Source organism: Haloarcula sp. S1AR25-4 (assembly GCF_031624555.1).
Classification (GTDB): Archaea; Halobacteriota; Halobacteria; order Halobacteriales; family Haloarculaceae; genus Haloarcula; species Haloarcula pellucida.
The window spans coordinates 1-11,511 of sequence record NZ_JAMQOR010000015.1; the positions used below are offsets into that span (position 1 = coordinate 1).

Below are 11,511 nucleotides of genomic sequence, written 5' to 3' on the forward strand. Positions count from 1 at the left end.
GCACCTCGAAGGCCCGATACAGGTCTGTGCGCGGTGTAGTCCAGGCGGGCCAGCAACGTACTGGACGCGCGACCTCGACGCGCACATCGTCTCTGACTGACCCGCCGAGCGATCGTCGACGCGAGTGGTACGGCGACCACTGCGGGAGGTTCACAGTTGGCCGTGGCTACACCGTCCCACGCCCTATCGGCACTGTTTGTGTCGCTGTCCCGTCGCTCCGCTATCTTCAACAGACGGGCGCTCCTCGGGATGACTATGGACTGCCCCGCGTGCGGGTCCCCTGTCACCCTCGAGGTCGGAACGGACCGGCCACTTTCGACGTCGCGGTCCGACGCCGTCCTCGCAGCGGAAGAGGACGAGCAGATCGAGGTGACCCGAGACTGTTGGGACTGTGGCTGGCACGAAACGCGGGCGCTTCGCGTCACATCGATCGACACGACCGCCGGCGACGCGACTGCCGTCAAGCGAGCCGCGCTCATCGACGAGATTACCGATGAACTCGCGGCGATCGGGAGTGTGGATACGCTTGAGGAGACGCTGGCTGCAATCCGCGAGCAACGAGAAACCGACTCGGCGACGACCGATACGGACGACGCGGCGGAGTGACTCGTAATGCCTGATACAGAGGCCAACTATAATGTTCGTGAGCAAACCGGGAATCCCGAGCACGCATCGGTCGACGATGTGGTCGACCTCGTGATCCACCGGGCGCAGAACCCGCGAGCCGAGCACGAGGATGCGCATTTCGATACGGCGGTCGCGGCGCTCGTCGACAGGTACGGAACGGAGTCCGTCCGGACAGTCATCCACCGCATCCTCGTCGACGACCAACCGTTTCGGACCGCCACGAACGGCCTCGAGATGCGCAACGTCGATGGCGTTCGGATCGGGACCGCCGCCAGCTGGTTCCTCGAGGAGCTGAACGCACAGGACGACGGCTGAGGGACCGGTTGAAAGCCCGCAGCGACGGTTCGTCGAATCCCTATTTTTAATTCCTATTCGCCCTATGTACCCGCTAAGGCCACAATGGCACCCGGCACCCCCAGAGATTCAGATACATCCCCCGATCTACTCGTTGAAATCGTCGAGACGTTGAAAGCCCACGGGTTGGCGAGTGAGTCGTATCAGCTCCACGATGCCGTCGACGTCGAGGCACTCGAACAGCTTCTCGCATCCTCAACCGGCGACGTCGAGGTCCGGTTCACTGTGGAAGGGATTCAGCTCGCTGTCACCCACGACGGCGTCGACGTCCTTCTCGACGAGCCAGCCGGAGCACCGGATCAGTAACGCGATCGAATTCGGCGACAGCGACGTTCCCTGAAAGCCCTCGGCCGCTCGGCATCCCGCAACCACCGCTGCGCTCCTCGTCCCTGCGGTGCTTGCGGGGTCGGGGGACGACCGAAGCGGCCTCGCCCTTTCTGAGTCCGCCAGGACGGTAGCTGGGTCGCCGAGTGTCGCAGCCGGTTGGACAGGTGAGTACGTCACGGCCCGCCCCGCTCGCCGCTGCCGCCCTCCGCGACGCTCGCGACCGACCATTCCGGGCTGCCTGCCTGCAGTAGCGGGCGGGCTGCCGGGCTAAAATGAATGTGCCCTCGGCGCCAGCGGGAAAGCGCGGGGGGTTGCGCGGCGTGGCTGCTCACCCCCCACGCTTTCTCCGCTGGCCGCTCGCTCCGGGCGGGTCGGCGCGCGGTGCTGGTTGGGGTCGCCGCACTCGGGCGCGCTCTCGCTCGCGCCCGGTAGGGCGCTCGCGAAGGCGCGAGCGAGAGCGCGCAGACGAGTCTGTCGGTCGTAGTCGTCGAGGAAATCCGCGATGTTGGAGCATCGCGGTGTCGGGCGCTGAGCGCCTTCGGAATCAGGTCGATTCCAATGTCAAGTAAGAACGTCTCCAGTGAAGTAGTTTCGGTCGATGAACAGGCTTTCGAGAAACACGATGAAGCCGAGGTCGACGAGGACGGATTCGAAGTCGTCGACGAGACCCCGGAGTTCCGGGCGACGGTCGACATGGAAGTGCAGGCGAAAGTCGATTCCAACCACCCAGATGCGCGGGTCGAGGAAGGCCCGGATCACATGTTCGGGAAGACTCTCGAACAGGAGGAGCGCATCGAGGCCCGGGAAGCCGAGCTGGAGCACATCAGTGCCCAGGCGGAACTCAGTCAGCAGGAGGGACGCGCGAAGCGGACGCGGGAGGTCGTCGACGAGCAGTGTGGCCGAGACGAGCCCGAACCGGTGGAGCGCACGGATCCCCGAGAGAAGCTGACGCAAGACGAACTCGCGGCGGTGAACAAGCAGGCGATGCGGATCAGCGACGAAGTGCAGGGCGGCTGGTCGAGAGCAGTCGTCGCAAAGCAGTTGGCCGAGAAGGTGCAGCGCGGCCAGGACGTGACGAAGGCGGTGCTGGAGACGTTGGAGGAGCAGAAGGCAGTCCCCGGTGCAATCGTGCCCATTGCAGATGTGCCGGACGTGCCCGTCGGTGAGGTGACGGTCGAAGGAACAATCGAGACCCTCTGGGAGCCTTCCTCAACGAGCATCCAGCAAGTCGGGCTGATAGCGGATGACAGCGGGAAAATCAAGTTCACCTGCTGGGAGAAATCCGGGCAGACGGTGGTGCGTGAAGGTCAGACAGTTCGGTTCCGGGCAGCAGCCAAGAACTGGTACGAGGGCCGGTGCTCAATCGCGCTGACCGGGTGGTCGAGGATCGAATTCCCGGAGCGCGGTCGGTGGTGGGAAGAATAGGCAGTCAGAGCAGTCTTCTTTTTTTTTTATTGTTTGCCGGACCAGACCCAAGCCCCACCACCCCACCCACCGCTCCGTGCTCGCTCCCGATGGTCGCTGCGCGCGCAGCCACAACCGTTGTAGAGGATGTGAAGGTGAGTTGACCCCTTCTAGATGTCGAAAGTGTAGCAGGGAGAGTTTATTGGCGCCGCCGATGGGCGCAGCGCGATGACAAATAGTTCATCCGAGACCCACGATTTCGATGCGTGGTTCACCGGCTTTTTCGACGGCGAAGGCTGTATCCGCATCTCAATTGCCGACCGAGAGCGGTACAGTACCGGCTTTGAACTTGCACCAATGCTCCGAATCACCCACGAACAGTTGACTGGAACTCTCGACGCAGAAGGCTGGATTGGCGTGAAAGTAGATCAGAATAGTGAGTATCGAGTCGACCATCGACTTCAGCCGCAGATCGAGGTCACCGAGACGTATCGTGACCACCTGATGGAGGCGCTTTGTGCGTACTGTGATGCTCGCGGCGTGAACTGTCATGTGTCCAGTCTCGAATCCAATGAGAACCGGAGCGATCAGTACATTTGGGGCGTGCAGGGTATCAGCAATACACGGACGCTCCTGACCCCGCTCCGCGATCAGTTCATCGTCAAGCGCGAACAGGTCGATCTCCTCCTCGACGAGATTCTGCCCCGGATGGACCAGGGCGTCCATCACGAGAAAGAAGGCTTTCTTGAGGTGATGTACTACGTCGACCGGTTCAACTCGTACAAAGGTGGCAGTCGAGGGAAATACACACTCGAGTATTTCGAGGAACTCTGGGGGATGGAGTACTCACCGAAGTAGTCAGATCGAGCTCGACTCAGTACTTGCTTCGGTGTACGCGCTCCCAAGACGAGGAAGGTGAGCGTGCAGCGTGAGGTTTGTCCTGCCCTCAAAAGGGTGGAGGGCGATACAATTCGTCCTCTCGGACCCAGTTATGAGTGATCAACAGACAACGACAAGCCGCGAACGGCTGCGAATGTATCTCGTGCAGGCACTGACTCGTACAGAATCAGACGATGTCCAGTGGCATCTCAAGGCTGCGTTGCGAGAATGGGAGAACTTGCCGCCGACACCGCTGCAAGAGTGTCCTATCTGTGGGAAAGTCGGACTACCGGAACGGATTCAGCAGCATAAATGCACTAATTGAGAGCAGATAATGAGATAGTTCGCACACCCTTCAGCGCAACCACCAAACGAAAGGTGAGTACAGATGAACGATAGAACAAACTAGGTCATAACATCCCTGATTCCCGTCAGAAGCGTCGTGACCGAGACAGAGGAAGGATATATCATATCAGCGGGAGACTAGAAAGGTATGTCCGGCTCAGAATTTCCGTCCTCGTGGAGCGACCCTCAATACGTCACAGCTATCGTCGGTGTGCTTGCTGTCGCCGCACTCTATGTCTATAGTGCCCTCACGCAGTCTGGCCCAACAACAGGTGAAATCACGTTCGTCTTACTGGTTGTCCTCCTCCCAACCACAGTAGCCTATGAAGTCGCTCGTCGCTGGTGAACCATCTCGTTCAGTTCGCACACCTACCTAACGGCTGGTTCAGAAGGAAGTGGGTGAAATAAAGGACTAGTCGTGCTGAATGTAGGCTCTACACTGAGCGATTCGGACAGCATGATTCTGACATCCCCTCCGTGCTGAATATGCGCTGTTTATACAGCACGGGCTTAGAAATACCCACCGAAACTGACAGCTTCTCCCACAATCCGTTCATAGATTTGTATAGTACCTGATCTACAGAATATCAAGGAAGAACATCCTTCGGAGCAGGCGGTGGTTCAAGAATTGAGGAAGCCCAATTCAAGTACGCTAAGAAATTGGTACCAAGGTCGGTGCAGTCTCGCGATCACGGGCTGGAGTCGGATCGAATTCCCAGAGCGCGGTCGGTGGTGGGAAGAATAGCCAGTCGAAGCAACCCTCTTTTTTGCTGTGTGCCAGACCGACCCAAGCCCCACCGCCCCACCCTCCGCTCCGTGCTCGCTTCGCTGCGCGCGCAGCCACGACCTTGTAGACGGACTAACAGAGGAGATCATAGACAGTCCCTCCAGAGGTCGAGATCAATCTATGCTTCCTGACGTGACTGGTACGTAGAGCGTGCTTATTTTTTCTTGTCCTCTTTTCGACGAGCGAAGTAGTCGTCCGCAATGCCGGGATAGAAGCCAAGATGATGTAATAGCAGGAAGAACCCGATTCCAACGACGAGAACTATCACGACTTGTAGAAGTACGTTAACAAGGAGTGAGATACCTCCCATCCCCGCCCGGGAATACGCGAAAATACCGGCAACGGCCGCCATTGCCAGAATCGAGGCGATCTCCCACTTCCCCAGTCCCATAAATCGCATATCTTAATACTTGTCTGTGAGAGGGAAATACTTTCCCTGTATGCAACATGGAGATTCTATCAAACGAATACTGTAGGCTGGTCTCAGCGATCAATTCCCCGACAATGCACAGGGTGTTTTATATCGTGGCCATCAAAATAATCACATGCCAACAACTGTGGACAACGAGGAAACCGACCGTTCACGCACAGAGTTGGCCGGGCTCGCAGCCTTGGGGCTTGCGTACGTGCTCGCCGGTCTGGGGTTGTTCTACGGACTTGCAATCGACTCAATGCAGGTGTTCACCGCTGCAGTAATCGCGATTTTAGTACTGCTGGCTGTTTCGATGGTCATCATTGTACGGAACGAACCACTTGTTTCCCGCGAGAACGTTGTGATTTCAGTCTGTGTATTCGTAGCGGTGGCCCTCTTCCTCGGATTGAGTACCTTCACTGCTCTTCCGTATACGGTGCTTGTCGGCGTCCTCATTCTCGTCGGCGTAATTATTCCTGGGCTGGTTCTTCAGTATGGGCCGTCAATTGTCAATTGAGATGGCTCACTCAATACCCTGTAACTACCAATTAGAGTGGTCGGTCGATGTTATGGGATGAAAACAGGCGATGGTGAGTTGAGGGAGGCTTATCGTACATAGCGCTCGTTTGATAGGGTCCAACTGTCCGCAGATGCTGCTGTTCGAACCGTTCTCTGTGGCTATACCTCGACGGCTACGCTGACTGCGTCTCTGCACGAGATTTCCGGTACAAATAGACGAGCAGCCCCGGTACTCCCAGGAACCCATACGTGACCCCGCGAAGTTGCGGCGAGGACAATCCTCGTTTCACCGAATCCCGGTACACATAGTACCCGACCGTCGGCCAGAAAATCAAAAGATACAGTCCCATACGAACGAGGAGGCCGTTGTATGCAGTGAGCCAATCCATTCTCACACTGTCGACTGTTGTCGCCGAGCAACACGCCAGATCAGGACCCCGAACCCGACAGCGACAGCGTAGCCGAGGATGATGAGTGGGCCACGTCCGTTCACGAGCACGTCGTAGAGCACGACGAATCCACCGAGCACACTCCCGACAATCAACCAGAGGAGCTGGCTGCCTTCGGTCTTCGCTTTTAACTCCAAGCCAGTCGCGAGACGGATCCCAACCATTAGGGCTGCCAGCACCGCAGCCGTGAGGAGAGGTAATCCCAGCGCGGTGAGTGCTGATGCCGCAAGCACATCCGTCGACGTGAGAATAAGCGACCAGCCAAACAGGCCGATGGCCAGCCAGACGACGCTCCGCCAGAGCTCCTCGTTGATGATTTCGCGCGTATCGGGTTTCATAACGGGAAAACTACGACTTGGGCACCAATAAATGTAGTCTGGTTGGGATTCAGACATCCCGGTCGAGGAGGAGCCAGGGCGACGCGCCCCTTTTTTGCTGGTGTGTAGCGGTCACCGCCACCTCCCACCACCTCCACGGTCCGGGCTGCTCACGGCGCTGCGCGCCGTTGCGCGGCCGGGCTTTCGCCACCGCAGTCCATCGGAGTCAGCGCCGTCCCGTGTGGTGTGTATTTGCCCCGTGATGGGTGAGGGGCATTCCGAGAGCGCGATTCGCGTGCGTCCCCTCGTGTGTATTCATGGCAACCAGAGACATCTACGAAACGGGCTTCGACGAAGACGTCCGAACGGAATCGAGTGCGAACCAGTGTCCCGAGTGCGACGGTCGAGTCACCACGAACGCGGTCGAAACGGTCTGCGAGGACTGTGGCCTGGTCATCGACGAACAGCGTATCGATCACGGGCCGGAGTGGCGGGCGTACGACGACGAGGAGCGCGAGCGAACGGGCGCTCCACTCACTGCGGCCCGCCACGATCGCGGCCTGTCGACGGAGATCGGTCGCGGTACCGACGCGAAGGGGAACGAGATCTCTGGGCAGAAGCGACGGCGACTCGCGCGGATGCGTCGTGAGCAGACCCGTGGGCGCTGGCGGTCGAAAGCGGAACGGAATCTCGCACACGGGTTGGGCGAGGTGCGCCGTCTGGCCAGCGCGCTCGACCTCTCCGATTCGGTCCGTGACCAGGCGTGTCAGCTCTTCCGGAGCGCCCAGAACGAGGATCTGCTTCGTGGCAGATCCATCGAGGCCATCGCCGCGGCCAGCGTCTACGGGGCCTGCCGGTGCAACGGCCGGTCGCAGCTCCTCGACGACATTGTGGCGGTGGCGACGGTCGGGGAATCGCGGGTCACGAACGCGTACAAGACACTCAACAAGGAGCTGGGACTCCCAGCCAAACCCGTGAGGCCGACGATGTACATTCCGCGGCTGGCATCCGACCTCGACTGCTCGGAGCGGATCCGACGCCGGGCGCGAGTACTTGCCGAAGCAGCCGAGGAGGCGGGGGTGACGACCGGCGTCCACCCGGCCGGCTTCGCCGCAGCCTGTCTCTACACGGCCGGCCAAGAACAGGGGCGGTGGGTGACGCAGTGTGCTGTCGCCGAGTCCGGGAACGTCACGCCGACGACTGTCCGGGCGCATTACGAGACACTAAAAGAGCAGGTAGCCTGAGAACGCTCCTGCACGAACACAGACAAAAAGAGATAGTTTTCTCAGAAAATTATTTGTTCCTAGCCCGCATAGCACCCAGTATGACCGAGACGTGGGACGACGTCAACGAGCAGGTCAAGGCGGACTGGAAAGACGACACCACGCCGTTCGAGCGAGTGTACGAAATCGTCGAACAGACCCACGACGGGCAGTCGGCGGTCGAGATCGCCGACCGTGCCCTCGTGAGCGAACCGACGGCGCGTCGCCACTGTAAGACCCTCGTGAACACCGGGTTCGCCGAGACGGAACCGGACGGCCAAACAACGCTGTACAAGCGCAACAGCGACCGAATATTGATGTCCCGGATCCGCGAGCTCCGAGAGGAAGTCGATCGGCCGGAGTTACTCGACAGCATCCAGGAGATGAAGACCGATATCCGGCGCTACGAGGACCGCTACGACGTGGTGTCACCGGAGGAACTCGCCCAGCAACTCGACGCCGACGAGACAGCGGGCTGGGACGATCTCACCGCGTGGCGAACGACGCGGCAGAATCTCGCCGTTGCCCAAGCAGCACTCGCCTACGACGAGGCCAGCCACCAGCTCGCTGTATGAGCGATGACGACCGCGCCGGCGAGTTCGGACCAATCTATCTTCCGGCACTCCAGCGGATTCGTGACCTCTGGCTCGAACTCGAACCGCTTGTAGACGAAACAGCGTACGACGACGTCGTCGCCCCCACGGAACTGCAGATCAGTCTCAGCGACGGGCTTGGCAACGCCGAGAGCGCTCGACTCGATATCCAATGGAGCGAATTGGGGATGTACTCGTTCCATTACGTCGATAGCGACGACGTCAATTGGCGCTTCGATCGCCACCCGAATACACACTCTCCCGAGACCCACTTTCATCCCTCGCCCGAGGCTGCCACGACGGCAGCTGAACCGTCCTGTATCGACGTGACCGAGGTCTCACTCGTGACTCGTGCAGTCCATACAATGTGGCGAGCAGCGTACGAGGACGACAACATGGACCAGCTGAATAGCGCATCAAACCCGCCGTGAGACGGCATTAGCGCATGGAGCGGTCAGCCACGTCCATCATCTGCTCACGAGCGGCTTCGACATCCGAGTAGAGCGTCAACGCGTGCTTGATGAGGCGACGGTCTTCCAGATTCTCCTCCCACCGCGTGATCACCTCACGGCGCTCGTGGAGCTCCGCACTTGCAAGGTCACCGTCGGCGAGCGACTGTTCGAGCTCCTCCCACGTCTCGACGTCGTAGGTCGCCTGCCACTCCTCGATCTCCTCGGTGATCGCGGCCAATTCGCTGCGCAGCTCTTCGCGCGTGTTCTCCTCGATGAGCGTCCGGATCTCCTCGAAGAGCAGACGCGTGTAGTCCGGCTGGTAGCGCGTCGTCTCACCGGCCTCGACGCGACGCAGCTGGCCCTGGTCGACGAGATCCTGAAGTTCGTCGTTGGTCGTACTCCAGGCGGCGTCGGCCTGCTCGCTGATCCAGTTGACCGACCGCGGTTCGCGAAGCGTCTCGGTGACCGCTCGAATGCGGTCGCGGGCGCTCATCGACTCAGTCCACGACTGGACCCCATCTCGCGAGGATTCGGACATGCTTGGCACCTCTTGCGACAGTGTTGGCGCTGAACTCCCATATATGATTGTACTATCTCGCATAATCAAGAGTTTGTTACGAGCGAAGGCGTCCGGACGTTGAAATACGAAACCGACTGAAACTATGAGCCAACCGATGCACAACCGATATACTGACTTTGCCGAACTGCGGCCGACCGGCGAGGCGTCCCACATTCCGGACACGAGGCTGGACGACGGCTGTGAGGGTGCCCCCCGGCGGCAACGCGTCGCAACAAGCGCTGGTGGCTACCCTGATGCGCCGACGGCCGCCGATGGCGAGTGCCGGTCCTGTGGGGCGTCAGTCCCAGACGGCCAGACGAAATGCCGGTTCTGTCTCACCAACCATCTCGAGAGTGACGCCACCAGCTCGGTTGAGTCAGCGTCGACGACGTATCTCGGTATCATCCACCTGGTCGTCGAGTCGACCACGTTCTACGGCGCCGTCGCGAAGGGCGGCGCCGCGGCGAACCTCCTCTCCGCCAACGAGGCGGAGCCGGCCGTCGACGACTACACGCTCATCTACGATCTCGACGAGGCGCCAGCGCGCCAGCTGGCCGAGCAATGGCCCTCACTTCCCGACGCGATTCAGGTATCGTCAGGAGAGGGAGAGCGGCTTCTCAGTGCCGCCCGTGACCGGACAGGGTGGCACAGGCAGGAAGCGTCGGAGCGTCAGGAGCAGGCCCCGACGCGGCTCTACGACCAGCGTGGGGACGGCATCCGCGACGCGTCGCGTCTCGACGCGGTCCTCGACGACGCCGTCGACGCGGTGTGGCTGGTTCCAGCGATGGCGCTGACCGAATCCGCCGGCGAAGCTGGGGCTGATCGGCAAGAGTCGTCGGTACCGACGACGCAGGAACTCGACTGTCAAACCTGTGGACGGGCGACCGACCATCGGTTCAAGACCCACGAGTCGGTCCCGGATGAGGCGTGGACGGGACAACCGATCTGGGAGTGTCGGGTGTGTGGCGCGGCTCGCTACGGACCCAGTCTCGAGTAGCGCCAGTGCTGGGCGTTGATTAACCAACACCCTGCGAGTAGCGTCGAGGGTCGTTGGTTAAGGCAGCGAGCTCCTGCAAGCCCGACGCCAGTCTCGATGGGGTGTCTTTCCGCGCCGGCGAGTGGTGAGGCGCTTCCGATGGAGCAAGAGTTCAAACAGGGCTACCGGATGCATCGTATACTCAGCAATCTCAACCGACTCGACGTCGACCGATTGGACGACGCGGATCGAGAGCGAGTCGAGACCGCGAGAGACCTCCTGGAAGAGGTGAGCCTTCTCACGCGGCCGAGCGACGGAGCCGGGGCGGACGCCCACGCAGATTCCTGACTGGAGTCCCCGGCCACGACCAGGGAGGCACCTCTCGCGTCGGTTTATCGCCCCCGACAGGGGTGCGGGGGCGACCCCGTGAACTCCAGACATGGCGACACTGCAAGCTGCGACGACGTCGACTGGCGCGATCGTATCGGATCCGCAGGCAGTCCGCGAGCTCTGTGAGAGCTACTGCTTCGGGACGCTCGACTGGGAGGTGACCGAAGACGGAGAGCTCACCATCTGGGGGTACGACGACTTTGAGGTGTACGAGGCGCGGGAGAACGGCCTCCCAGACTACGAGGGCGGCATCGTGACCCACGAATTCCTGCGAGAACTCGCCAACCACCTCGAAGCCGACGAAGAGTTCGATATCCAGACGGCGGGGTTCACCAAGTGCCGCTTCCCAGTCCTGGCCAAGCGGTACGTCGTTCGCGACGGCGAAGTCCTCCACGCGGACCTCAGTTCCCTCGACCCGATCGACGAGTAGAGTTGTTCGTCCCCCGGGAGGGGTGCGGGGCGATCCAGTCGCGGTCGCCCTGTGAGGTGATTGCTTGATGGGACATCGCGCACTCGTTGCGTACGAACGCACGGACGGACAGTATACACACCACTACAGCCATTGGGGTGCAGCGAACCTGAAGCTCAAGCACCGAATCTCGGCTGAGTCGCCGTTCGGTGGCGACGACACCGACTCCAAGTGGGCGAAACAGCTCCTCGCAGAGCTTGCCGATGGCCTCGAGGCAGATGCGGTCGACGGCTACCTCGTTGACGAGGACCGACAGTCGACGGTCGTCGAGCCGAAACCCCGCGCCACCGGGCTCACCCTCGACGAGATCGTCGCGGACCATCTCGACTACCTCCACCACGAGGGGTTCTTCGTGGTGTCGACGACGTTCGAGGTGACCGCCTATCGGAC

At 60.7% G+C, this 11,511-nt stretch carries 16 protein-coding genes and 1 pseudogene; 14 read left to right on the forward strand and 3 right to left on the reverse strand.

Annotated elements, in window-relative coordinates; all coding sequences use genetic code 11:
* Positions 1-255 precede the first annotated feature (255 nt).
* From NDI85_RS22070 to NDI85_RS22435, 6 genes and pseudogenes are all read left to right on the forward strand, one after another.
* Positions 256-606, forward strand: coding sequence for a hypothetical protein (locus NDI85_RS22070; protein ID WP_310917070.1), 351 nt, complete (start codon positions 256-258; stop codon positions 604-606).
* Between the two features lie 6 nt (positions 607-612).
* Complete coding sequence (locus NDI85_RS22075) at positions 613-942, forward strand: hypothetical protein (RefSeq protein WP_310917071.1); 330 nt, start codon at positions 613-615, stop codon at positions 940-942.
* A gap of 84 nt (positions 943-1,026) precedes the next feature.
* Positions 1,027-1,287: a HalOD1 output domain-containing protein gene (locus tag NDI85_RS22080; RefSeq protein WP_310917072.1), complete on the forward strand. Its 261-nt coding sequence runs from the start codon at positions 1,027-1,029 to the stop codon at positions 1,285-1,287.
* Between the two features lie 579 nt (positions 1,288-1,866).
* Positions 1,867-2,733 carry a DNA-binding protein gene (locus NDI85_RS22085; protein ID WP_310917073.1) on the forward strand — a complete coding sequence of 289 codons (867 nt, stop codon included), beginning with the start codon at positions 1,867-1,869 and terminating at the stop codon, positions 2,731-2,733.
* Positions 2,734-2,940: 207 nt separating this feature from the next.
* Positions 2,941-3,570, forward strand: coding sequence for a hypothetical protein (locus NDI85_RS22090; RefSeq protein ID WP_310917074.1), 630 nt, complete (start codon positions 2,941-2,943; stop codon positions 3,568-3,570).
* A 1,021-nt stretch (positions 3,571-4,591) separates the two neighbouring features.
* Positions 4,592-4,681 (forward strand): annotated as a pseudogene (locus NDI85_RS22435) (DNA-binding protein); the annotation flags it as partial.
* Between the two features lie 196 nt (positions 4,682-4,877).
* Here the strand turns inward: NDI85_RS22435 and NDI85_RS22095 are convergent.
* Complete coding sequence (locus NDI85_RS22095) at positions 4,878-5,123, reverse strand: hypothetical protein (RefSeq protein ID WP_142980793.1); 246 nt, start codon at positions 5,121-5,123, stop codon at positions 4,878-4,880.
* A 145-nt stretch (positions 5,124-5,268) separates the two neighbouring features.
* Here NDI85_RS22095 and NDI85_RS22100 point away from each other — a divergent pair, with 145 nt between their 5' ends.
* Positions 5,269-5,652, forward strand: a complete 384-nt coding sequence (locus NDI85_RS22100) for a hypothetical protein (protein ID WP_142980792.1) — start codon at positions 5,269-5,271, stop codon at positions 5,650-5,652.
* A 393-nt stretch (positions 5,653-6,045) separates the two neighbouring features.
* On the opposite strand, the gene NDI85_RS22105 is transcribed toward NDI85_RS22100, so the two are convergent.
* Positions 6,046-6,441, reverse strand: a complete 396-nt coding sequence (locus NDI85_RS22105) for a hypothetical protein (RefSeq protein WP_142980790.1) — start codon at positions 6,439-6,441, stop codon at positions 6,046-6,048.
* 296 nt (positions 6,442-6,737) lie between these two features.
* Between NDI85_RS22105 and NDI85_RS22110 the strand changes: the two genes are divergently transcribed.
* The 3 genes from NDI85_RS22110 to NDI85_RS22120 all read left to right on the forward strand — a co-directional run bounded on the left by NDI85_RS22110 (position 6,738) and on the right by NDI85_RS22120 (position 8,706).
* Positions 6,738-7,664: a transcription initiation factor IIB family protein gene (locus NDI85_RS22110; protein ID WP_220619784.1), complete on the forward strand. Its 927-nt coding sequence runs from the start codon at positions 6,738-6,740 to the stop codon at positions 7,662-7,664.
* A gap of 80 nt (positions 7,665-7,744) precedes the next feature.
* A complete protein-coding gene (locus NDI85_RS22115; protein WP_142980788.1) occupies positions 7,745-8,257 on the forward strand; it encodes a winged helix-turn-helix domain-containing protein in 513 nt (170 codons plus the stop codon).
* A complete protein-coding gene (locus tag NDI85_RS22120; RefSeq protein ID WP_142980787.1) occupies positions 8,254-8,706 on the forward strand; it encodes a hypothetical protein in 453 nt (150 codons plus the stop codon). Before NDI85_RS22115 ends, NDI85_RS22120 begins: the two co-directional genes overlap by 4 nt.
* 7 nt (positions 8,707-8,713) lie before the next feature.
* On the opposite strand, the gene NDI85_RS22125 is transcribed toward NDI85_RS22120, so the two are convergent.
* On the reverse strand, positions 8,714-9,265 hold the full coding sequence (locus NDI85_RS22125) for a hypothetical protein (protein ID WP_142980786.1): 552 nt from the start codon (positions 9,263-9,265) through the stop codon (positions 8,714-8,716).
* Between the two features lie 136 nt (positions 9,266-9,401).
* On the opposite strand from NDI85_RS22125, the gene NDI85_RS22130 reads away from it, so the two are divergent.
* From NDI85_RS22130 to NDI85_RS22145, 4 genes are all read left to right on the forward strand, one after another.
* The gene (locus NDI85_RS22130; protein WP_220619922.1) at positions 9,402-10,283 is read left to right on the forward strand and encodes a hypothetical protein; all 882 of its coding nucleotides are present in this window, start codon (positions 9,402-9,404) and stop codon (positions 10,281-10,283) included.
* 138 nt (positions 10,284-10,421) lie between these two features.
* The gene (locus NDI85_RS22135; protein WP_006183366.1) at positions 10,422-10,610 is read left to right on the forward strand and encodes a hypothetical protein; all 189 of its coding nucleotides are present in this window, start codon (positions 10,422-10,424) and stop codon (positions 10,608-10,610) included.
* A 91-nt stretch (positions 10,611-10,701) separates the two neighbouring features.
* Entirely contained in the window at positions 10,702-11,082 is a 381-nt protein-coding gene (locus NDI85_RS22140) for a hypothetical protein (RefSeq protein WP_220619783.1), read from the forward strand.
* 67 nt (positions 11,083-11,149) lie between these two features.
* Positions 11,150-11,511, forward strand: a 362-nt coding sequence (locus NDI85_RS22145) for a DUF6735 family protein (RefSeq protein ID WP_310917075.1), incomplete at its 3' end; no start/stop codon positions are given.

Excerpts from the sequence above, each read along its gene's own strand:
- NDI85_RS22070 (WP_310917070.1), top strand. The coding sequence starts at position 256 with ATGGACTGCCCCGCGTGCGGGTCCCCTGTCACCCTCGAGGTCGGAACG.
- NDI85_RS22075 (WP_310917071.1), top strand. The coding sequence starts at position 613 with ATGCCTGATACAGAGGCCAACTATAATGTTCGTGAGCAAACCGGGAAT.
- NDI85_RS22080 (WP_310917072.1), top strand. The coding sequence starts at position 1,027 with ATGGCACCCGGCACCCCCAGAGATTCAGATACATCCCCCGATCTACTC.
- NDI85_RS22085 (WP_310917073.1), top strand. The coding sequence starts at position 1,867 with ATGTCAAGTAAGAACGTCTCCAGTGAAGTAGTTTCGGTCGATGAACAG.
- NDI85_RS22090 (WP_310917074.1), top strand. The coding sequence starts at position 2,941 with ATGACAAATAGTTCATCCGAGACCCACGATTTCGATGCGTGGTTCACC.
- NDI85_RS22095 (WP_142980793.1), bottom strand. The coding sequence starts at position 5,123 with ATGCGATTTATGGGACTGGGGAAGTGGGAGATCGCCTCGATTCTGGCA.
- NDI85_RS22100 (WP_142980792.1), top strand. The coding sequence starts at position 5,269 with ATGCCAACAACTGTGGACAACGAGGAAACCGACCGTTCACGCACAGAG.
- NDI85_RS22105 (WP_142980790.1), bottom strand. The coding sequence starts at position 6,441 with ATGAAACCCGATACGCGCGAAATCATCAACGAGGAGCTCTGGCGGAGC.
- NDI85_RS22110 (WP_220619784.1), top strand. The coding sequence starts at position 6,738 with ATGGCAACCAGAGACATCTACGAAACGGGCTTCGACGAAGACGTCCGA.
- NDI85_RS22115 (WP_142980788.1), top strand. The coding sequence starts at position 7,745 with ATGACCGAGACGTGGGACGACGTCAACGAGCAGGTCAAGGCGGACTGG.
- NDI85_RS22120 (WP_142980787.1), top strand. The coding sequence starts at position 8,254 with ATGAGCGATGACGACCGCGCCGGCGAGTTCGGACCAATCTATCTTCCG.
- NDI85_RS22125 (WP_142980786.1), bottom strand. The coding sequence starts at position 9,265 with ATGTCCGAATCCTCGCGAGATGGGGTCCAGTCGTGGACTGAGTCGATG.
- NDI85_RS22130 (WP_220619922.1), top strand. The coding sequence starts at position 9,402 with ATGCACAACCGATATACTGACTTTGCCGAACTGCGGCCGACCGGCGAG.
- NDI85_RS22135 (WP_006183366.1), top strand. The coding sequence starts at position 10,422 with ATGGAGCAAGAGTTCAAACAGGGCTACCGGATGCATCGTATACTCAGC.
- NDI85_RS22140 (WP_220619783.1), top strand. The coding sequence starts at position 10,702 with ATGGCGACACTGCAAGCTGCGACGACGTCGACTGGCGCGATCGTATCG.